This is a genomic window from Streptomyces sp. NPDC008238, assembly GCF_042956445.1.
In the GTDB taxonomy this organism is placed as follows: domain Bacteria; phylum Actinomycetota; class Actinomycetes; order Streptomycetales; family Streptomycetaceae; genus Actinacidiphila.
Window position 1 is genome coordinate 23,075 of the sequence record NZ_JBIBGK010000038.1, and the last position, 20,637, is coordinate 43,711.

16 protein-coding genes are annotated in these 20,637 nt (G+C 71.6%); 5 read left to right on the forward strand and 11 right to left on the reverse strand.

The window, feature by feature from the left end:
* Positions 1 to 315: 315 nt before the first annotated feature.
* Both ACFZAU_RS38420 and ACFZAU_RS38425 read right to left on the reverse strand, forming a co-directional pair.
* Entirely contained in the window at positions 316 to 699 is a 384-nt protein-coding gene (locus ACFZAU_RS38420; protein ID WP_500556065.1) for a hypothetical protein, read from the reverse strand.
* A gap of 603 nt (positions 700 to 1,302) precedes the next feature.
* On the reverse strand, positions 1,303 to 1,455 hold the full coding sequence (locus ACFZAU_RS38425; RefSeq protein ID WP_500556066.1) for a hypothetical protein: 153 nt from the start codon (positions 1,453 to 1,455) through the stop codon (positions 1,303 to 1,305).
* Between the two features lie 617 nt (positions 1,456 to 2,072).
* Between ACFZAU_RS38425 and ACFZAU_RS38430 the strand changes: the two genes are divergently transcribed.
* Entirely contained in the window at positions 2,073 to 4,853 is a 2,781-nt protein-coding gene (locus tag ACFZAU_RS38430) for a helix-turn-helix transcriptional regulator (RefSeq protein WP_500556067.1), read from the forward strand.
* 88 nt (positions 4,854 to 4,941) lie between these two features.
* Positions 4,942 to 7,707 carry an ATP-binding protein gene (locus ACFZAU_RS38435; protein ID WP_500556068.1) on the forward strand — a complete coding sequence of 922 codons (2,766 nt, stop codon included), beginning with the start codon at positions 4,942 to 4,944 and terminating at the stop codon, positions 7,705 to 7,707.
* 41 nt (positions 7,708 to 7,748) lie between these two features.
* Here ACFZAU_RS38435 and ACFZAU_RS38440 read toward each other — a convergent pair whose 3' ends face one another.
* The 6 genes from ACFZAU_RS38440 to ACFZAU_RS38465 all read right to left on the reverse strand — a co-directional run bounded on the left by ACFZAU_RS38440 (position 7,749) and on the right by ACFZAU_RS38465 (position 12,934).
* The gene (locus ACFZAU_RS38440; RefSeq protein ID WP_500556069.1) at positions 7,749 to 8,582 is read right to left on the reverse strand and encodes an alpha/beta fold hydrolase; all 834 of its coding nucleotides are present in this window, start codon (positions 8,580 to 8,582) and stop codon (positions 7,749 to 7,751) included.
* Positions 8,583 to 8,637: 55 nt separating this feature from the next.
* Positions 8,638 to 9,114 carry a cupin domain-containing protein gene (locus tag ACFZAU_RS38445; RefSeq protein ID WP_500556070.1) on the reverse strand — a complete coding sequence of 159 codons (477 nt, stop codon included), beginning with the start codon at positions 9,112 to 9,114 and terminating at the stop codon, positions 8,638 to 8,640.
* Positions 9,111 to 9,995, reverse strand: coding sequence for an alpha/beta fold hydrolase (locus tag ACFZAU_RS38450; RefSeq protein ID WP_500556071.1), 885 nt, complete (start codon positions 9,993 to 9,995; stop codon positions 9,111 to 9,113). Before ACFZAU_RS38450 ends, ACFZAU_RS38445 begins: the two co-directional genes overlap by 4 nt.
* A gap of 141 nt (positions 9,996 to 10,136) precedes the next feature.
* Positions 10,137 to 10,943, reverse strand: a complete 807-nt coding sequence (locus tag ACFZAU_RS38455; protein ID WP_500556072.1) for an SDR family NAD(P)-dependent oxidoreductase — start codon at positions 10,941 to 10,943, stop codon at positions 10,137 to 10,139.
* A complete protein-coding gene (locus tag ACFZAU_RS38460; protein ID WP_500556073.1) occupies positions 10,940 to 11,749 on the reverse strand; it encodes an alpha/beta hydrolase in 810 nt (269 codons plus the stop codon). The genes ACFZAU_RS38455 and ACFZAU_RS38460 overlap by 4 nt, the downstream gene beginning before the upstream one ends.
* 105 nt (positions 11,750 to 11,854) lie before the next feature.
* A complete protein-coding gene (locus ACFZAU_RS38465; RefSeq protein WP_500556074.1) occupies positions 11,855 to 12,934 on the reverse strand; it encodes an MBL fold metallo-hydrolase in 1,080 nt (359 codons plus the stop codon).
* 841 nt (positions 12,935 to 13,775) lie between these two features.
* Between ACFZAU_RS38465 and ACFZAU_RS38470 the strand changes: the two genes are divergently transcribed.
* The gene (locus ACFZAU_RS38470; RefSeq protein WP_500556075.1) at positions 13,776 to 14,933 is read left to right on the forward strand and encodes a barstar family protein; all 1,158 of its coding nucleotides are present in this window, start codon (positions 13,776 to 13,778) and stop codon (positions 14,931 to 14,933) included.
* Positions 14,934 to 15,462: 529 nt separating this feature from the next.
* On the opposite strand, the gene ACFZAU_RS38475 is transcribed toward ACFZAU_RS38470, so the two are convergent.
* Together ACFZAU_RS38475 and ACFZAU_RS38480 are read right to left on the reverse strand one after the other, a co-directional pair.
* Complete coding sequence (locus tag ACFZAU_RS38475; RefSeq protein WP_500556076.1) at positions 15,463 to 16,536, reverse strand: hypothetical protein; 1,074 nt, start codon at positions 16,534 to 16,536, stop codon at positions 15,463 to 15,465.
* 611 nt (positions 16,537 to 17,147) lie between these two features.
* Positions 17,148 to 17,282 carry a hypothetical protein gene (locus tag ACFZAU_RS38480; protein WP_500556077.1) on the reverse strand — a complete coding sequence of 45 codons (135 nt, stop codon included), beginning with the start codon at positions 17,280 to 17,282 and terminating at the stop codon, positions 17,148 to 17,150.
* Positions 17,283 to 17,416: 134 nt separating this feature from the next.
* Here ACFZAU_RS38480 and ACFZAU_RS38485 point away from each other — a divergent pair, with 134 nt between their 5' ends.
* Positions 17,417 to 17,950 (forward strand): Imm1 family immunity protein, encoded by a 534-nt coding sequence (locus ACFZAU_RS38485; RefSeq protein ID WP_500556078.1) that lies wholly within the window; start codon positions 17,417 to 17,419, stop codon positions 17,948 to 17,950.
* Between the two features lie 138 nt (positions 17,951 to 18,088).
* Complete coding sequence (locus ACFZAU_RS38490) at positions 18,089 to 19,027, forward strand: hypothetical protein (protein WP_500556079.1); 939 nt, start codon at positions 18,089 to 18,091, stop codon at positions 19,025 to 19,027.
* Positions 19,028 to 19,620: 593 nt separating this feature from the next.
* Here ACFZAU_RS38490 and ACFZAU_RS38495 read toward each other — a convergent pair.
* Positions 19,621 to 20,625: an ArsR/SmtB family transcription factor gene (locus tag ACFZAU_RS38495; RefSeq protein ID WP_500556080.1), complete on the reverse strand. Its 1,005-nt coding sequence runs from the start codon at positions 20,623 to 20,625 to the stop codon at positions 19,621 to 19,623.
* Positions 20,626 to 20,637: the final 12 nt, after the last annotated feature.

Genomic DNA, 20,637 nt, shown 5'->3' on the forward strand with positions numbered 1-20,637 from the left:
CGCGAGCGGCAAGCGGCTGCGCGCGATCGGTGACCGAGGGCTTGCGGGAGACCTGATTCCGATGCCGAGACCGCGACCGTGGTCGGAGCGTTCGGGGCTGGAGGTGGACGTGAGCGAGATCGACTACATCGACTCGGAGATCCGGTGGAATGCTCGGCCAATGCTGGCGAACCGCCGTTCACTCGGCACCGGGCCGCTGCCGGCCTCATCCTCCGATACCGGCCGCCTCCACGCCGCGTCTCCTCCGGGCTCGCGGCATAGCGTGGCTTCCGGCGTGTGTGGCACCCCTCTCTGGGGGTGCCACAGACGGTTGTGTCAGGTCTGCTCGACTCGCAGAGCTACGTCGCTTCTGAGTGTCTGTTCGTAGGTGCGGCCGTCCTGGCGGTAGGTGAAGCGAGCGCCGCTCAGGTTGCCCTTGATGGGTCCGGTGATCTGCACGCGGACCACGTAGTAGATGTCAGTGTCGCCCTTCGCTTTGATTTTGATGGGCTCGTGGAGGTGGTTGTGGAGGCGTTCGAAGTGAGGATCCTCCGCGTCGCCTTCGATCCCGAGCATCACGATGCCGTCGGTGTCCTTGGCGCTGTAAGCGGCGTACCGCAGAACCTTCATGCCTTTCGGAACTCGGAGTACCTTCGCCCCGGTGACCTCGAGGTCCTGGTCCGAGACGTTGGTGGGTGGTGGAAGCGCTGCCCACCACACTTGTCCGACTTTCGCGTGGTCGCTGCCGACAGTGCCCTGTGAATAGGTTCCACCGTCCAGCGCGCGGCCCTGAGCGGGACGGCCGTCTTCCCCGGAGCATCCGGCCAGGGCAACGCCGGCGGCGAGGACCAGGGGGGCGGTGGCGCGAAGGCGTCCACTAGGAGTAGAAGACGCCAGGTTTGCTCGAGAGCGGACCATTATTGCCCCAGATGATGTGCGAACCGGTCTTGCCGGCGGTGATGCGCTGCTTGTGGTCGCGATCGTAGGAGGTGGATGCGCTGAGTGACACACCGAGGGTGGCCACAGCCTGGGTCCACTTGGCGCTCTTACCGGAGGAGAGCTGGAGGGGACGAGCCGCCGGGGATCTTCCCGTAGTACTGCCTCGGCGAGGCTTGGAAGGCAGTGGGACCGTCCGGGGCGCTGGGACCCAGTAACGACCTGTTGGTCTGCAGGCGGGATGCGTACAGGTCGCAGGCCAGCCAGCACGTCCCATCGGGCGGCCCATGCGGTGGCTTCGGTATCGGGGAGCACCTGGCCGTCGTTGATCCAGCAGTCCTCGGTGCAGTCATACCGGGCCGCCCGGCCGGCGGCGCCCGGAAGGCGCTACAGGCGCCAGCCAGGTGCGGGGCCCAACGCCCAGGGCAGGCCGCCGGTCTCCACCTTGTAGATCGGCTCGCGGACCCTGCGTAGCTGCTGCAGCAGACGGAACTCGCTCACGCGGAGGCGGGCGAGTTCGGTGGGCAGGTCGTCGTGCACGCGGCGCCGGCCTGGGTCAGGCGCTGTGACGGCGGTGGCGAATGTGCCCCGGGTGACGGTGCCAGGCCGGAACGGGCATTGCACCGGTTGACGACCGGGTCCCGGCGCCGGCGGTTCTCCCGGCCGGCGTCGAGGCTGAGCTGCTGCGCTGTGCCTGCCGCGTCGACCAGGTGGTCGACGCGGACCGAGGCTCCGCGCACCCGGGCCTGCTCCAGTCCGAGACGTTCGAAGACCGCCATCGCCGTGTCCCGCCGGTCGTCGGTGAACGCGCTCGGCTCGGCCAGGGTCCGGGGACCGGGACACGCTGCTGCCACCGGAGAGGGACACACCGAGAGCGATGCCCCGGGCCCCCTGACGGCGCTCACGGAGCTGATGAGCGAGGTCCACCACGGCGTCGAGGATTTCGCCGCCACCACGGCCTGACGCCCCCACCGCTGAACCACCGCAAGGCCCCTCGGGCACGGCGGCCGGCCCCCGGCCGCCCACCCGCCCCGGGGGCCCTGCGCGCGTCTCGCCGCGGGACGCGCGCACAACCACCGTCATGTGACGGTCGATTCCGTCGTCGTCGCGCGCCTAGCGTGTTCTCACGGCAGGAACGCGATGAACAGGGGATTCCCATGGCGTGGCGCGGGGCTCGTTCCGCGGCGGGGCGGGCGTTGGTCGGCCGCCCCGCCGAACGCGAGGCGATCGGACGGCTGCTCGAAGCGGTACGGGAAGGACTCAGCGGCGTCCTGGTGCTCGTGGGCGAGGCCGGGATCGGCAAGACGCGGCTGCTGGACCACGCGGCGGCCGAGGCCACCGGCGTCGCGCTGACCCGGCTGGTGGGCGTCGAAGCCGAGAAGCCCCTCGGCTACGGCGCGCTGCACCGGCTCCTGCGGCCGCACCTCCACCGCACCGACCGGCTCCCCCCCCGGCAACAGGACGCCCTGAACGGCGCGTTCGGCCTGACCGACGCATCGCACCCGGACCGGTACCTGGTCGGCCTGGCGACCTTGACCCTGCTGTCCGGCGCGGCGTCGGAGCTGCCGATGCTGTGCCTGATCGACGACGTCCACTGGCTCGACCCCGAGTCCGCCGCGACACTGGCCTTCGTCGCCCGGCGGCTCCACGCCGACTCCCTGGGCCTGATCTTCGCGGCCAGGGACGACCTCGGCGACCGGGGGCTGTTCGACGCCCTGCCCTCGCTGCGGGTCGGCGGGCTGCCCGCCACCGACGCCCGGGAGGTGCTGACCCGGGCCGTCGGCGGGCACCTGGACCCGGCCGTCGCGGACCGGATCGTGACCGGCACCGGGGGCAATCCGCTGGCCCTCGTCGAACTGGCCGCGCACCTGGGCGCCGAGCAGCTGGCCGGGGTCGCGCCCCTGCCCGAGCCGCTGCCGGTGAGCAGGCTCCTGGAGGAGCACTTCCGGCGGTCCGTCGCCGCGCTGCCGCCCCACACCCGGACGCTGCTCCTCCTCATGGCGGCGGCGCCGACCGACGACCTGGCGGTGGTCCGGCACGCGGCGGGCGCACTGGGCCTGCCGGCCAGTGCCGCGGCCGCCGCCGTCGAGGCGGGCGTGCTGGAGCACGGGCCCGGCGCCGGGTTCCGGCATCCGCTGATCCGTTCCTCGGTATACGCGGCGGCCTCCGGGGACGACCGGCGGCGGGTCCACGCCGCCCTCGAAGCGGCCAGCGACCCGGCCCGCGTCCCCGACCGGCGTGCCTGGCACCGTGCCGAGGCGGTCCTCGGCACCGACGACGCGGCGGCCGCGGACCTGGAGGCCGCGTCGGACCGGGCCCGGGTCAGGGGCGGCTACTCCGCCCAGGCGCTGTTCCTGTCCAGGGCGGCCGAACTCACCACCGAACCGGCGAGACGTGCCGAGCGCTACCTCGGCGCGGCCCAGGCCCATCTGGCCTCCGGCGACCACGCCGCCGTGCACCCCCTGCTCGACCTCGCCCTTCCCGCCCTCGACCGGCCCTCCGCCCGCGCCCTCGCGCTGCGGATACGGGCCTCGGCCGAGCTCTTCGAGACCCGCAACGACCGCGTCCCCGCCATGATGCTCGACGCCGTGGCCGAACTCGGCGACGCGGATCCCCGTATGACCCGGGAGCTGCTCTACGAGGCCATGCACGCCGCCGTCATCGCCCAGCACACCATGCACCGCACGACCTTGGCAGAGGTGGCCAAGGCCGTGATCGGCGCCTCCCACGACCAGGACGCCCCGGACTGGAGCCCCGACAAGCTGATCGAGGGCCTGGCCCTGCGTACCGCCTACGGCTACGAGAGCAGCGTCCCGGTGATCCAGGAGGCCCTGGCGACACTCAGTAGGTCGGCCGAACTCCACGACATGGCCAGCCCGCTCGCCATCATCGTGGGCCTCGCGGCGGGCGACGTGTGGGACATCGACGCGTACGCCGGGATCGCCGGCCGGCTCGCCGCCGAGAACCGCAGCCAGGGAGCGTTGTACAGCCTCACCCTGTCCCTGACGGTCCAGGCGTACACCGAGATCTGGAACGGGCGGCTGACCACGGCCGACGGGCTCCTGGCCGAGGCCGACGACTACGCCGCGGCCATCGGCCTGGCGACGCAGGGCGATCTCAACAAGGCCCTGCTGTACGCGTGGATGGGCAAGGAGAGCGAGGTACGCGCCGTCGCCGCGACCATGGACGCCGTCGCCGCGACGTTCGGACTCGGCATGCTGCGCCAACTGGCGCTCCACGCCCGGTGCATCCTCGACCTGGGCATGGCGCGCTACGACGAGGCGCTGCGCCACGCGCTGCCAGCCTACGAGGAGGACTTCCCGTCGGAGGGCAATCTGATGCTGCCGCTCCTCGTCGAGGCCGCCGTCAGCGCGGGCGACGGGCCCACGGCGGCCCTGGCGCTCCAGCGGCTCGAACACCGCGCGCGGCTGGCCGGAACGCCGTGGGCACTGGGGCTGCTGGCCCGCTGCCGGGCCCTGACCGGGGAGGACGCGGAGGCCGAGAGGTGGTACCGGGAGTCGATCGACCTCCTGGGCAGCGTTCCCCTGGCCATGGAACACGCCCGGTCACGGCTGCTGTTCGGCGAGTGGCTGCGGCGGCGCAAGCGCCGGTCCGAGGCCCGGGACCACCTGCGGGCCGCGTACGAGTCCTTCGACGCCTGGGGCGCGGCGCTGTTCGCCGAACGGGCCCGGATCGAGCTGCTCGCGACCGGGGAGAAGGCGCGTCGGCGCGTCCCGGAGACCCGGTCCGATCTCACGCCCCAGGAACGGCACGTGGCGCTGCTGGCCGCATCGGGACTGACCAACGCCGAGATCGCCTCGCGGCTGTTCATCACGACCTCGACGGTCGAGTTCCACCTGAACAAGGTGTTCCGCAAGCTCGGCATCACCTCGCGCCGGCGGATCGCCGCCGCACTCGAAGGGCCGGCGACCGGCTGATCCCCACCTGGTTGCGGCCGGCCGAGCGGCCGCGCCACGATCCGGCGCGGTTGGACATGCGGCGCCGTCGACCGCATGATCGATTCTTGTGAGCACGACCAACGAACGGCGTCTCGTCGGGCGCGACGACGAACTGCGATCCCTGTTCGGGCACCTTGACGCGGTCGAATCCGGAGGTCGTGCGATCGGGCTCTTCGGCGAGCCCGGGGTGGGCAAGAGCGCGCTGCAGGCGGAGGCCGTGGAGCACGCGCGATCCGCCGGGTTCACGGTGCTCACCGCGCGGGGCAGCCAGTCCGAGACGCACCTGCCGTTCGCCGGCCTCCATCAACTGCTGCGGCCCCTGCTCTCCCGCGCCGACCGGCTGCCGGCCCTGCAGCGCCACGCCCTTCACGTCTGCTTCGCCATGAGCGACGCGATCCAGGTGCACCCGTTCTTCGCCTTCCTGGCGGCCCTGGAGTTGCTTGTCGACGCGGCGGCGGACAGCCCGGTCCTGGTCTGTCTCGACGACCTCCACTGGATGGACCAGCCGTCGATCGACGCACTGGCCTTCGTCAGCCGCCGGATCGCCGGTGAGCGGGTGATCGTGCTGTGCACGTCGCGGCCCGAGGCCCTGCCGTTCGCCGACTCCCACACGATCGAGTGGACGGAACTCGACGGCATCGACGACGCCGCGTCGGCCGAGCTGCTGGACGCACGGGCCCCGCAGCTGCCGGCGGCCGTGCGGGAGCGCGTACTGCGGCAGGCGCGGGGCAATCCGCTCGCCCTGGTCGAGTTCGCCGGCGCGCTGGAGTCGGGGCGGTACGCGTGGACCGAGTTCGACGACGACCTGCCCATGACCACCCGCCTGGAGCGGGCGTTCGCCACGCGTGCCGAGCACCTCGACCCGGCCGTCCGCGCCGTCCTGACCGTCGCCGCGGTCGACGACGGCGACGGCCTCGGCGACGTCCTCGCCGCAGCGGGCATCCTCCACGGTTCGCCGGTCGACCTGGGCACGGCGCAACCGGCCCTCGACCACGGGCTCCTGACCGTGACCGGCGAGCGGTACCGCATCGCCCACCCGCTGGTCGGCTCGGCCCTCCGGCAGGGCATGACGGCGGCCGCACGTCGGGAGGCCCACGCCGCGCTCGCGCGCGTCCTGACCGGTCATCCGGACCGCGCGGTGTGGCACCGGGCCTCCGCGGTGTCGGGACGCGACGAACGGATCGCGACCGAGCTGGAACAGGCCGCCGGGAACGCCCAGCGCCGCGGTGCGATCGCCTCGGCCGCCGCGTGGCTGGAACGGGCGGCCGCACTGAGCCCGGACCCGCCGTCGCAGGCCGCACGTCTGCTCGGCGCCGCCGAACTCGGCTTCCAACTCGGCAGGTTCAGCCACGTCGAGCAGATCAAGGCCCAAGTTGCGGGGATGACGCTCCGGCACCGCGACCGCTCGCGGCTGGCGTGGCTCGAAGGCGTCTTCCACGACGGCTCCACGGGTGAACCCGCGGAGGTGCGCCACCTGGTGGCACTGGCCGAGCACGCCACCGGCGAACAGGACGTCGACCTCGCCATGCAGCTGCTGGTCGGCGCGGCCCGCAGAGTGTGGTGGCGCGATCCCGGTCCGGCCGTGCGGCACGAGATCGTCCGGGCCGCGGAGCAGGTGAACCTGCCGGCCCACGACCCGCGGCTGCTGGCCCTGCACGCGCTGTGCGGGTTCCACGAACGGACGCCGATGGTGGTCGAGCAGCTCGCCCGGTGGCCGGCCGACGCCGGCGGGCAGCCGGAACTCGCCGGGCTGCTGGGCATCGCCGCGTTCTGCACGGGCGATTTCCGCCAGGCCGTCGGTTTCCTGTCCACCCCCGTCCGGGAACTCCGCGCCCAGGGCCGCATGAGCCTGCTCGCCGAGGCGCTCGCGATACGCGCCTGGGCCGAGGTCTACCTCGGGGTCTTCGACCCGGCACGCTCGGCCGACGAGGCCGTGCGGCTCGCCGACGAGACAGGCCAGTCGCTGTGGGCGGCGACCGCGCGCATCGCCGTGGCGCTGATCGACGGGGTGCGCGAGGGCTGGGACACCCGCCACGTCCTGCTCTCCGAGGCCGAGCACGTGGCGCTGCGGACCCCGATCGCCGCGTCGTCCCTGCTGGCCGGCGTGCAGCTGGCGCGCGGCACCGCCGAGTTGGGCGCGAACCGGCACGAGCAGGCGTACGGCGAGCTGCACCGCGTCTTCGAGCCCGCCGACCCCGCGTTCCAGCGGATGCAGCAGGTGTGGGCGCTCGGCTACCTGGCCGACGCCGCCGTCCGCACCGATCGGCGGGCCGAGGCGAGAACCGCGCTGGCCTCCATCGAACGGCTCGTGGGCGATGCCCCTCCCACAGGGGCGGCCATCGCCCTGGAGTACACGAGGGCGGTGCTGGCCGACCGCGCGTCGGCCGAGTCGCTGTTCCGGGCCGCCAGGGACGGCGCGGCTTCCGGGCTGCCGTGGCACCGCGCCCGTATCGACCTGGCGCACGGCTCGTGGCTGCGCCGGCAGCGACGTGTCCTGGAGTCCCGCGGACCGCTGCGGGCGGCACGGTCGGCGTTCGACGCCGTCGGTGCCCGCACCTGGGCAAACCTCGCCGACCAGGAGCTGCGTGCGACGGGCGAGCGCGGGTGGCAGCCCGCGGCGAACCCGCGCGAACTGCTGTCGCCGCAGGAGACCCAGATCGCCGAGCTGGCCGCGCAGGGGCTGTCCAACCGCGAGATAGGGCAGCGGCTGTTCCTGTCGCACCGTACGGTCAGCTCGCACCTGTACCGCATCTTCCCCAAGCTCGGCATCGCCTCCCGGGGCCAGCTGGCCGCCGTGCTGACCCGCCACGGCGATCAGCCCCCGGCCGGCTGACGCCCGCCGCCCGGCGGCGGACGTCAACCGGTGCCCGTCGGTCAGTCGGTGGCCCGGGCGGCCGCCTCGACGAGGTCCGCGACGGCTCCCGGGTGGGAGACAGCCACGGCGTGCGAGGCGCCCCGTACCGTCACGGTGTGGGAGTGGGCACGCTGGGCCATGGCCCGCTCGGCGGCCGGGGGGATGGCCTGGTCGGCGTCGGCGACCAGGTACCACGACGGGATGGTCCGCCAGGCCGGTGTGCTGCTGGGCGCGGCCAGCGCGCCCACGGCCACCGGGCGCTGCGCGGCCGCCATCAGGCGGGTCTCGCGGGCCGGCACGTCCGCCGCGAAGACCTTCCGGAAGGCGGCGGGGTCGATGTAGGCGTCCTGGCCGCCGCCGGGGAACGGCCGCACCACCAGGGACGACGGCAGCTGGCTGCCCGGGTACTCGCTGGTGATCCCCAGGGCGCTCTCGCCCTGGTCGGGCGCGAACGCGGCGATGTAGACCAGGGCCTTGACGTTGGCGTGGCCCGCGGCGGCATCGGTGATGACCGCGCCACCGTAGGAGTGCCCGACGAGGACGACGGGCCCGGGGATGCCGTCGAGGACGCTGGAGACGTAGGCCGCGTCACCGGCCAGGTCGCGCAGCGGGTTCGCCACGGCGAGGACGGGGTAGCCCTCGCGCTCCAGCCGGGTCACGACGCCGTTCCAGCTGGAGGAGTCGGCGAAGGCGCCGTGCACCAGGACGACCGTTGGCTTCGCCGTGTGCGCGGCGGCGGGCGGCGGGGCGGAGAAGTGCGGCGCGGCCTCGGAGCTCGCCGGGACGGCGAGCAGGGCCGCGGCCACCAGCGCGGGGATCAGCACGCTCCTGCGTCGCAGCAGGGTGTTTTTCATGTCAACTTCCCTTCTGGATGTCTGGGTGTCTGGGTGTGGACAGCTGATGGGGGCTTCAGAGCGTTGGCGGCGGCCCGGTGACGCGCAGCTTGAAGGCCTCGGCCGAGCCCACGATCGACGCCAGGTCGAAGGCCGGCGGAATGTCCCTGGCGTCGGTCACCGGGACACCGTTGGACCTAAACCACTCCTCGATGCCGGCCGGGCTGAAGACGACGGCGAGCCGCGCGCCCTCGGAGCGGACCAGGTAGCTGTGCGGCACGCCGCGCGGGCCGAAGGCGACCTGCCCGGGGGTCAGGTCGTGGCGCTTGTCACCGACAAAGTAGGAGATCTCGCCGTCCAGCACGAACCAGAGCTCTTCCTCGTTCTCGTGCACGTGGTGCGGCGGCGCATGGCCTATCGGGTCGGAGAACTCCATCACGCTCATCGCGTCGCCGGTCGCCCGTGCCGGGAGCAGGATCCTGGCCTGCCCGCCGAGGAACCAGAACGGCTCGGTGTCGGAGGTGTCTTCGAAGCCGGGGAAACTCTTGATCACGATCTCTTCTCCAGATGCGGGGCGGGACGGCCGAGGAAGCGCAGCAGCATGGCGGTCAGTTCCTCGGGGTGCTCTTCGTAGATCCAGTGGCCGGAGTGGGCGATGGTCACCCCGGTGACGTCGGAGGCGTACTTCGCGGCCTGTTCGCCCTCGGCGTCGCCGAGGCTGCCGGAGGCGCCGATGGCGAGCACGGGCATCCGCAGCGGGGTCTTCGCGAACTCCTCGTTGTCGCGGATGTCCTGCGGGAACACCCGGAACCAGGCGAGGCTCGCCGCGAGGTGGGCGGGATCGCGCAGGTAGTGCGCGAACACCCGGATGTCGGCCGGGCTCACCGCTCCCGGGACGCCCTCGAACCCGCCGATGAAGCCAGCGGTCCAGGCGACCTCCCGGCCCCTGATCATGTTCTCCGGCAGGCCGTCGGTCAGGTTGAAGAACCCGAAGTTCCAGACGCCGGGCCCCTGTTCGGTCAGCGAGGGGATCGAGTAGATGCCCTTGTCCGGGATCGGCGCCTCGCTGAGGACCAGCTTCTTCACCGTCGCCGGGTACTGCGCGGCGTAGGAGTAGGCGACCATCGTGCCGATGTCGTGGCCGACGATCCGCACGTCGCCGGCCTTGCCGAGCGACACCAGCAGCGCGTGCAGCTCGGCGGCCATCGTCTTCTTGTCGTAACCGGAGGGCGGGGCGTCGCTCTGCCCGGCGCCGGGCAGATCGGGGGCGACGACCGTGTAGTGCTCGGCGAGGGCGGGCATGATGCCGTGCCACTCGTACCAGGTCTGCGGGTAGCCGTGGAGGAGCAGCAACGTCGGCCCGTGGCCGCCGATGACGTAGTGCAGGCCGATGCCGGCGACGCGGGTCTTGTGCTCGCTGAATCCCGCGGGCATCCGCTCGCCGGCGGACGAGGCCGACGCGGGTGCCGGTTCGTGGTGAACGTGGTCACCCCCAGGGCGACGGCCACGGCGAGGGCCGCGCCGGCCAGGCGGCGGATTCGGGGCAGGTGGAATCTCACTCGGGCTCCAGAATCATCAGAGGGTGTCGGTCATGCCGCCGTCGATGAGGAAGTCGGCGCCGGTGACGTTGCCCGACCGCCGGCCGGCCAGGAACACGATCAGGTCGGCCACTTCGGAGGGCAGGGTGAACCGGCCGGTGACCGCCGCGGCCGCGGCGGTGTCGGCGACGGCGTGCGGATCCAGGCCCAGGCTCGCGCCGACGGTCGCGGCCACCCCGTCCGCGCCCCGCCACAGCGCGGTCTCGACCGGCCCCGGGCTCACCGAGTTGACCCGCACGCCCTGCGGACCCACCTGCTTGGACAGCGCCTTGCAGAAGTTGGACAGCGCGGCCTTGGCGGCGCTGTAGTCGATGACCAGCGGATCGGGCAGCCGGGCATTGACCGAGGAGACGGTGACGATCCGGCCGTCCCCGGTGTCGACGAGATGCGGCAGCGCGCTGCGGGTGGCGCGCACCGCGGCCATGAAGTTGACCGTGAACGTCCAGTCCCAGTCGGCGTCGGTCATGGCCAGGAAGCCCTCGACCCGCGGCCGCACCGCGCCGACGTTGTTCACCAGGACGTCGAGCCCACCGTGCAGTTCCACCGCGGCGGCCACCAACGCGGCCGGGCCGTCGGGAGTGGCCAGGTCGACCTCGACGACGGTGAGCTCCGCGCCCTGCTTGACCAGGTCGTCGAGTTCCTCCGTGCGCTTCCTGGTCCCGGCGACGACCCGGGCCCCGGCCCTGAGCAGGCCCTGCGTGATCGCCAGGCCGATGCCCCGGCCGGCGCCGGTGACCACCGCCCGCTGCCCCTCCAGGCCGAGGTCGTGGGAAGGAGCGGTCACCGCGAACCCTCCAGGCCCTGTCGCCGCAGCCAGGACAGCGCCTCGCCCGCGACCTCGCGCCAGCCGCTGTCGACGGTCAGCGAGTGCCCGCGGTCGGGGAAGGTCATGAAGTCGGTGACGGCCTCGGAGTGCCGGTACTGCTTGAGCGTCGCACGGGTGACGGCCTCCGGGACGGTGTGGTCCTTGCCGCCGGACATCAGCAGCAGCGGGCCGCGCCCGGAGTTCTCGGTGTCGACCTTGGCCGGCGAATGCGGGTTGAAGTTCGCCGCGGCGGCCTCGAACAGCGGCTTGCCCGGCGCGGGAATCGTCCACTGCGCGAACAGGGCGTCCGACTCCTCCTCGCTCACGGCGTTGCCGAACGCGAAGCGGAACTGCTCGGCGCTCAGGGACACCGCGCGGTGCTTGTTCGCCGGGTTCTTGAAGACCGGCAGCGTCGACCGCAGCGCCGACAGCGGCAGCGGCAGGACCCCCTTGATCTGCGCCGCGTCGATCGCCACCGCGGCCGCGGCCAGGTCCTGACCGAGCAGCTTCTGCGCGATCATGCCGCCGAAGGAGTGCCCGATGAGGATCGGCAGCGTGTCCAGGCCGCGGATGATCGACGCGTAGTGCTCGACGACGTCGTCGATGCCGTGGTCGGCGATGCTCTCGGGGTTCTGCCGCGCCTCCTCCACGGTGTCGGGGTCGCCGGGCCAGCCGGGCGCGGACGGGGCGTAGCCCTCGGCGCCGAACAGGTCGATCCACGGCTGCCAGGACGTGCTGTGCAGCCACAGGCCGTGGATGAAGAGGACGGGTGTGGGGCTGGTCATGGCCGTCGGGCCTTTCTCGCGAACGGAAAACGATGGGTGAGCGGGCCCGGTCGGTCGGGACCGGGCGAAGGATCGAAGGTCGGGAGCCGGAGCCGGGGGCCGGCGTCAGGGGCGGGTGCCGAACGGGCCCAGCGTCCCGGCGTCGATGCGGAAGGACTCGACCAGGGCCGCCGCGTTGTCGAGCGTGAACACGTCCGCGGCCGCGAGGACCCCGGTGTACTTCGCGGCGACCGGTGCGGCGGCCTGCGCCGCCACCGCGTCGAGGTAGGTCTTGAAGATCGCCCACGAGTTGCCCAGCGGGCCGTACTTGTCGAAGTAGGGCGTGGGGTCCAGGTTCATGGCGGCCCGGGTGGAGGCTTCGAGGTCGGCCATGTACGCGCGCTGGAGGTCGCCGTCCGCGCGCACGCCGAGCCGGCCGAGGTGGCCGCCGACCAGGGTCCGCCACGGGTACCCCATGGCGATGTCGTGCGCCCGCAGCCAGGCCGGGATGTCCTGGGAGACCGCGAGGTTCTTGAACGGCACCCAGCCCGGGTACAGGATGTCGACGACCATCAGCGTCCGGTGCTCGGGCGCGTGGATGAAGATGTTGTCCGGGGAGTGGTTCGGGCCGTGGTAGGCCAACTCCAGCCGTTCCCCGCCGACATGCAGCGTGTAGCGGTCCTCGAAGGTGACGGTGGGCGCCGGGCGGTTCGGGTCGGCGGCGCGCAGCAGCAGGCGCCGGCACTCGGCGTGTCCGATGCGCACGACGTCCTTGCCGAAGATCGACGAGGCACCCACGTGGTCGGCGTGCGAGTGCGAGTGGACGAGGTGAGTCACCTTTGCCGGACGGCCGTTGGCCCGGGTCACGTCCGCGATCGCCCGCAGCAGGTTGTGGCCGATGGTCGGAGGGGCGTCGACCAGGACGACACCGTCCCGGGTGCTGAGGAACATCGCCTGGTAGAAGCCGTCGGTCACCCAGTAGAGGTGTCCGTCGATCCGGCCCACGAAGTAGCCCGCGTCGTTGAGTTCCGGCCCGGTCGCGGCGGGCGGGACGGGCGCGAAATCAGGAAGCCCGGGGGTCTCGGCCGCGACGGCCGCCGTGCCCCCCAGGGCCCCGCCGGCCAGGGCGGCGGCTGTGGGCAGCGCGGCCGCGGTGCGCAGCAGGGAGCGGCGGTTCGGCGCGGCATCCCAGAGTGTCGTCTTCAAGACCGGCCTTTCAGGTTCAGGCGATCGCGGCGGACGTCCCCCCGGCCGGGCCTGGGGCCCGGCCTGGACATCGATGTCAGCGGAGTTCCTCGCGATCATGGGCACGACCTGCAGGACACCACCCGGCCCGGGCCGTTCGCACCGGGGAAAGACCCCTGTCCCGGAACGCCCCGGCCGCCCGGCACGGCCTGGGGGCCGGCCCCGGTGCGAAGCCGGGGTGCGCCGTGCTGAAGTCCCCTCCGGGGCGTACCCGGAGCGAGGACAGGGCGATGCCCCGTACGAGGCACCCGGCCCCGGCCACCTGCCGCCCGCCGGACTGCGGCTTCGCGCGGAACCGGGCGAGCCGGCAGGCCACCCTCTGCGTCCGCCGCGACCGGCAACCGGCCCGGGTCCCGCCCCACCCCGACGAGGAGACCTCTGCAAGTGCGCCGCGACGAACTGCGCGCCGCTCTCTCCCGCCATACGGCAGCAGGCTGTCTACGCCGGTTGTGGGGGACATGACCGGCGGCTCGGATGTGAGTGCAGACGGTCGCCGGTTGTTTGTGGGGCGTCGTGCTGCCACGACGGCGCGGCAGCCACCCGGCAACGTCCCTGTCAGCCTTGGCCCGGTTGCTGCGCGCGGTCACCGCCACCAGTGCCCGCGGCCCGTCCAGGTCGTTGGCGTAGGCCTGCCGCTGCGCTGCGGTCCACTGTGAGGCGCCGACTGGCGGGGAGCGTCATTCCAAGCACGCGATATTCGGAGGGCTTCGGTGTCAGCGAGCCGTAGGGTTGGCGCGCCAAGGCAGCCTGGAGGCAGGGGAGAAGCGTGCGGTCTGAGGAACATGTCGGGTGGGAGCGCGACTTGCCGGTCCGGTATCTCCTGGTGCGGGAGGACACCGACGGTGAGGAGGAGGGCGTGCTGTGGGGGCGGTGCGCGGAGGTCGAGGGACTGTTCATGGACGCGCCTCCGCTGCCGCGAGAGGTCCTGACACTGCGCGGCTGCCCGCGCGAGAGCCTGCTGGTCCAGGCCGTGACGGACAGCGCCGAACCGGTGCGGCTGCTGGGGGACGGAATGCTCTCGATCGAGCCTGTGGATCCCTCGAACGGCGGGCCGGCCCGCTACTGGGACCTGGAGGACACGGCAGTCCTGGCCCAGTGGCCCACGCCGGGCGATCCCGGGCGCGTGGACATCGTCGTGGGCACCGGCGTCAGGGAGGACGACTGCTGGGGCAGCAAGCGGCTGCCTCCGAGCCCGCGGTTCGACCTGTGGTTCCCGTCGATCCGCGGGGACAACCCATCGGGCGGTTGCCGTTCCATTGACGGCCTGCTCACCCCGCGCCCGCGGCGACCCACCCAGCCCGTGCACCTGATCGGCTGCGAACCCGCCGCACCGCTTCTGGCCCTGCTGTGTCGTCCCCTTCCGCAGGAGGGCGACCCGATCACGCTCTGGTGCCTCGACCGCCACGGCCGGACGATGACCAGGCACCGCCTCGACCTGGACACCGTCGAGGCACGCCCATCCGTCCTCGGCGGAGCCCTGATCGACGTCACCATCACCGACCCCGGTGACGACCGCCCCACCCCGGCCGCCCGCGCAGTCTGGGAGATCTGGTCCGACGGTGTTCCCACGCGGCCCAACCAGTGGGCACAGTTCGACGCCGAGGGCCGGTCCGAGTGGCTGAACCTCACCCGCGTCGGCCCGTACGGGCTGCAGGGCCTCTCCGGCGGGACCTACCACCTGGACGGACAGCACGTCACCGACAGGCCCGGCCTGCTCCTGGCACTCGGCGAAGCCCTGCTCGGCCCCGGTGCCAACCACGGGACATGCCTTGACTCGGTGCAGGACTACCTGTGCGGCGGGCCCTCCGTCGTCCCCCCGTTCACCCTCGTCTGGCACGACGCGGACATCGCCCGCCACGCCCTCGCCGGACACATCCTGTACCACCTCGGCGGCCTGTCCTACTTCGAGAAGACCGTGAAGCTCCTCCGCGAGTACGGCGTCACCGTCGTACTCCAGTAAGGGAAACGACGGACAATCCCGGACCGCTTGAAGACGGGGCTTGACCAGGAGAAGGAACGAAGTGGGGCAACGGCCTGGTTCGTCAGGGCCCGGAGGTGCCGACGACGATCTTGACGGTCTGTGCGCCGCTGGTCGTCCACAATTGGGTTCACTGCACGGCACGTCGCGATATTTGGTGGCGGTGGACTTGAGGCCGGCGGTGGCCGTCTTGGTGCCGTCGATGTAGATGCAGTCCTGGCCTGAGGCGCTCGCGCGCGAGACCACCCTGGCCACCAATCGGCCGGCGAACTTCCAGGTGAGCGGAGCGTTCCTGGAGTTGGAGCCGAGCGACTTGCCGCCGAGGTAGCTGCTCGATGACTAGGTGGTCCAGGTGCCCGGTCTTCGTTGCGGGTGTCCTGGACGATTTCACGTGCGCCGGTACGGCAGTAGACGAAGGTGGCCTGGGTCTGGTCCTGCAGAGGCTGGAAGTAGTCGAAAGCGAAGTGCGCGAACAGGTCGGAGACTGGGTACTGGCACCCTGGCGGTCCCGCTAGAGGAGGTGGGTGCGTATGCGTTGCGTGAGGTCCTCGGTGATCTCGCGTAGCCATGGGGTGCGGACGGCGGGCAGCCGGGTCAGGGTTCGCCGGAAGACGTCCCAGTCGATCCGGAACACGTCATGGACACTCGGCGTGGGCGGGTCGTCGCGAAGGACGCCATGGGGTATTGGACCCGATGCGGGGACGGGCAGCTGTGGCTCAGGGAAGACCAGCTGGAGCCACAGCCCGAACGGCAACGGGACCAAGTACTCCGGAGCGGCTGGGGTCCATGTCATCCCGGTCTGCGGGTGGAACGGCACGAGGAGGATGTCCGCGTCAGCGTTGCGGGCCGGAAGTCCCGGTCCGGCCAGGACTGCGCGCCGCGTCGGCGGACCGGCCGGCAGCAGGGCGTCGAGGGTGCGCTGGAACATCGTTGCGGTCAGGCCGTTCTGAACGGTCACCGCCCGGCCTTCCGAGGCCACCAGGAGGTGGGCCAGCGCCTGCCCGGCCGCCGCCACCCACTGGGGACTCCAGTGCCACCGGTCGCCCGCCCGGAACGGCTCTCCCCACGGGGCGATCGGCTCGGTCGGGGGCACGCCCGCCCCCTGCGCGAGCAGGTCCGCCCAGGACAACGGCCCGGCGTCGGCGCCTGCGACGGGAACGTGGCGCACGGCGTTCGGTGCGAGCCACACGGCCTGCCAGAGCGAGCAGTCGTCGATCCTGCTCGCCACGAGAAGACCGCATGCCGCGCAGGCCATGTTGGGGCCGTCACCCCCGGCGAAGCCGCAGCAGGCGCCGCCGCGCCTCTCCGGGATCAGCACGGCGCCGTGGGTGTCTCCCGGTGCGATGACAATCGCGCCTGGCGCGCCGTCGGACAGGGCGGGGACCGGCGCGTAGATGCCGCGGGCAGCCGCCTCGTCCGGATCGATCTTCTCCCACTCCAGTTCCACGGCGAACGTCCCCGATGCCATGAGCACCGGGAGCTGAAGCCCGTTCCCGTACTGCTGACGAGCGTGGGCCGGCAGGGCAACCTGGGACAACGGGGCGGTCAGCTCGGCGCCACACCGCACACAGACGAAAACGAACAAACGTCCTCCGCTCGGGAACAGGGGGCATCCTCGCAGCTCCGTGGCAGACCGACCAACGTATTTTCAATGCGCTGTGGGGCCGAAGCACAGCCACGACGCTGAGCATCACCGCTCGAATTCTCGACTGGCTCTGATGCCTCCCGAAGCGGTGAACATCTACTGCCCGTTCTCATGGACAAAGCCAGGCTGAGCCGCGGCCGGCAGTCAGGTCCTCGGCTGCCGGGATCGTTCAGTGGCCGATGCGGTGCGGTCCCCCTGAGTCGGCCACGCCGCCAGGCCCTGCCACAAAGGACCGGCGCCGCGGTCACGACGCCGCTGTCACCGGCGACCCCAGCTGCCACGGCAAACAGGACACCGCCTCCCACGCCCGGCCCATCACCAGCTCCTGGAGCGGAGCCAGTGGCTCCAGCGGCCCGAATCGGTACCCCGGCGGGGGAGGGGCCTGCCGCAGCCGCTCCACGACCGAATCGTGTTGCGATGCTTCATCAGCCACATCAACAGAGCCAGGTAACCGTCATGGGCCATCTGCCGCTGCAGGCCCAGTCGCTGCCCCACCCAAGTGGCCCACGGCCCGTCAGCCAGCCCGGGTCCGCGTTGTCGAAACTGCGGCCTCACATGCGCTGCCGCTCCTGCACCGCCATCGCCTCGGCCACCGTGATCATCTCCGGGTACTCCACCAGCGGCACCGCCCGCAGCCGCCGCTCGCTCACCGACTTGCCGCCCAGGGGATCCGGGGTGGTGGCCAACGCTGAGCTGTGCGATCTCGGTGGAGAGTAACCGATAGTCCCTATTTCACCGTGGTGGGGGCTGTGAGAAGGGATCCCGCCAGCCAGGTGTGGGCAATTGGGGTGCCGGGTGCTGGGGTAATGTGCGCGGCACGATGATCCTCAACGTGAAGTGCGAGCGCCGCAAATGGTTCGCTGAGACAAGCGACGAAGTCTCCGCCGTGGTCGCTGAAGTTCTCGGTCACCTGCAGTGCTGGAACAAGCGCGGTGAGTATTGGCATCCAGGGAACACGGCTTGGTTCGCGTGGTTGGAACATCGACACGTGGACAGAGGGCACATTCCAAACAACTTCCTGATGGTCTCTCTGAACAGGGAGACGGGCTACGGTGGACTGATCTGGTTCGTCAACGCGGGGTACCCAGGTCCGGATCCGGATGAGGTATTGGACAACATCTGGGTCTCGGACAATCCCAACCCGCCCGCTTTCGACCCGGAAGTCATTTCCAATCCGGGCGAACCGTACTGGTTCGAACCGCGCAGCACACTGCCGGCGGCGGACATTGAAGCCGCCGTCGAGGAGTTCTGCCGGGTCCGCACGGGCATTCGCCCCGAGTGCGTGCAGTGGACACTGGGTGAAGTGAGCGGCAGACGCGCCGACCGCCGTCCCGAGCAGCACGAGGCGGTGTGACCGTGAGGGCGGCATCATCGGCCAGGTCGCTGGGCTGTTTGCCGTCACCAAGATCGACGACGCCGAGGGCGCGGCACGAATCGATTGGGAAACCGCCATGCGGGGCTTCGACGCGGGGAAACGGTGAACGGAGGGGGCGTGGGTGTGGAGCGCAGCGATGTCACGCGGGACGACGGCGCGTGGGTGGGTCTGTCCCTGGATGTACAGGACCGTCACCAGCCAGGACTGTGCGTGTTCAGTGCCGGCCAGCGGCTGCTGGTTTCCCAGCAGTCGCGGCCCGTTTTGCTCGCCGTTGTCGACGAACAACTCCAAGGCGTGGACTTCTGGCGCACTGACGAGTACCACTCCTTCGTCCCGCCGTTGCGAGTCGATGGGGGGCGCGCCCTGGCGGGCAGCCCGGATCGGTGGGCTCACCGCTTTGCCCAGTACCTGATCGAGTCGCCGGGCAGCCCGTTGCACGAGGGCCGGTGGCTGCTCTCGTGCGAAAGTCCGCTTCGGCGCTGGCGCCACGCCGACGCTTCGCATGCCGAGTACTGGGGCTCCATGCTCGTCGACGGTCATCCCAACGGATACATCGACTGGTTTGTCCACAATCATTCGTGGGAGATTCTTCCGCTGCGGCCGATGCCCGATGCCGACGCCAGCCGGGTCAAGGCCTACCGCAAGCAGGTCCGTGAAGGGACGCTTCCGCCCGTCCTGTTGTGGTGGGTCAGTGGCCTTGATTGCCATCTGATCCTGGACGGTCACGCGCGGCTTGCCGCGGCGATAGCCGAGTCCGTCGATCCACCGTTGCTGCAGTTGCACCGCACGCTGCCACGCGATGACCGCGCTGCGCGCATCAAGGAGGCCGCGGGCTTCTACGAGTGCGAACTGGCATGCTTTGCCGGACTCCGCGCCGTCCACGGTCCCAACGTCCCGGACGGTGCCACCACCGCCGGCCCGCAGCTCGTCCGCCTCCTCCACGACCTGGACACCGCGGAACAACCGACCTGGGCCTGGCCCCTGCCTGGCGGTGAGGACCAGTGGCGTCGTATCGCACGCGAAGTGACAGCCACCCAGGATTGGCCCACGACCTGAAAGAGCGTTGCGTCCCGGCAGGGCCACCATGCTCCGTCTCAGCAGGCCCCTGCGATACGGTCGAAATCGTAAGGCGGCAGTCCGCTGTGCAGGTCAGGCCAGACGCGGCACGCCTGGGCGCGACCTCCGCGCAGGTCGCCATCGCCTCGCTGTTGGCGAAATCGCCCTCGGTGCTGGCGATTCCGGGCACCGGCTCTCTCGATCATCTGGAGGAGAACCTCACGGCGAACGGTCTCAGTCTCCGTGAGGAGGACTTGTCTGACCTGCGAGGCTAACGGGTCGGCTCCGGAAGGCAGCCTTTGGCCACAAGGCTGAGCACCGGATCGCTGAGTAGGACCACGTCGGCGAGGTCGTCCGGGAGAACAGCACATCCAACGCCCCGAGGAACTGGTGACCGTCTCCGTCACCGACGTGCCGGAACGGTTCGCGCCGGTCACCTGCAGCGAGACCCAGCCGGTGCCCGGCGTGGGCACGGTCACCCGCGGGTCGCCGTCGCGGGCCCGGACCTTCGCCGGGTGTCAAGGGGCTCGGTCGTCGAACGGCGTCAGCCTGCCGTGGCACGTTTCGGATGTTGCCCTGGGGGCGTGGCTTGGCTACGCCGCGGGCGGTTCGCCCGACAGCAAGGCCGCGCCGAGCGGGGTGAGGCTGTGCAGGACGGCGGTGCCGATCCGGGTCGTGGTCACCAGCCCGGCGTTGCGCAGCACTCCCGCGTGCTGGCTGGCCGCCGGGAGGGAGACCTGGACCCGCTCGGCGAGCGCAGTGGTCGTGGCCGGCTCGCGCAGCGCCTGGAGCACCGTCGCCCGGGTCCGCCCGAGAAGCGGTCCGAGGGTGGCTCCCGGCGGTGCGGCCGGGGCCTGGGCCGGCTCGGGCACGTGCATCGGGTAGGCGAGCACGGTCGGCTCGTCGGGCAGGTAACCGATCATCGGTCCGGTGGCGAACCAGGACGGCATGAGCAGCAGCCCGCGGCCGCACAGCGGGATTTCGTAGTCGTATTGGGACGGCAGGTGCAAGACCGGGGGATCCCAGCGCCAGGTGGGAACGAGTGTGGTCAGCAGCGCGTCGACGCCCCCGCGCAGCAGCATTTCCGACCGCAGGGCGCGGTCCGCCGCGCCGTCGGTGCGGACCCGTGGCCACAGCGGGGCGATCGACGAGGCGAAATAGCTTTTCAGGTCGGCCGTCAGGACGCGTCGTGCGGCGAGCGATCCGGTGGCCAGCTCCAGCGTCCAGCGGCTCGGGGGCTCTTGGCCGCCGCTCGTTCCGCCGGCGCCCGGCAGGACGCGCAGATCGGCGGCGAGGCGGTCGGCGGGGGTGCGCCCGGCCAGGTCGACGGCGGTCGCGAGGTCCGCTGCGGCCGGCTGGAGCAGAAAGTCGGGCAGGTAGCCGTCACGCGGCACCAGGTCGAGCAGGACCCCGGCGCGGTCGGCCAGGCTGCCGTTCAACCGCCGCCACCACTGCCCGGCTGTGGCGTGCGTGCGGCCCGTTCCGGCGGCCGGCGCCCGCAGTCCGCGCACGCTGAGGACCGCCTCCCACAGGGCGTTGGGCGCCGGGGCGAGCGTGACCCGGCGCAGATCAGCGGTGTCGAAGTGTAAGCGGATCACGACAACCGATTA

What these genes read in the sequence shown, in the direction of transcription:
- ACFZAU_RS38430 (WP_500556067.1), top strand. Translation starts at nt 2,073, where the DNA reads ATGGCGTGGCGCGGGGCTCGTTCCGCGGCGGGGCGGGCGTTGGTCGGC.
- ACFZAU_RS38440 (WP_500556069.1), bottom strand. Translation starts at nt 8,582, where the DNA reads ATGAAAAACACCCTGCTGCGACGCAGGAGCGTGCTGATCCCCGCGCTG.
- ACFZAU_RS38450 (WP_500556071.1), bottom strand. Translation starts at nt 9,995, where the DNA reads ATGCCCGCGGGATTCAGCGAGCACAAGACCCGCGTCGCCGGCATCGGC.
- ACFZAU_RS38460 (WP_500556073.1), bottom strand. Translation starts at nt 11,749, where the DNA reads ATGACCAGCCCCACACCCGTCCTCTTCATCCACGGCCTGTGGCTGCAC.
- ACFZAU_RS38485 (WP_500556078.1), top strand. Translation starts at nt 17,417, where the DNA reads ATGATCCTCAACGTGAAGTGCGAGCGCCGCAAATGGTTCGCTGAGACA.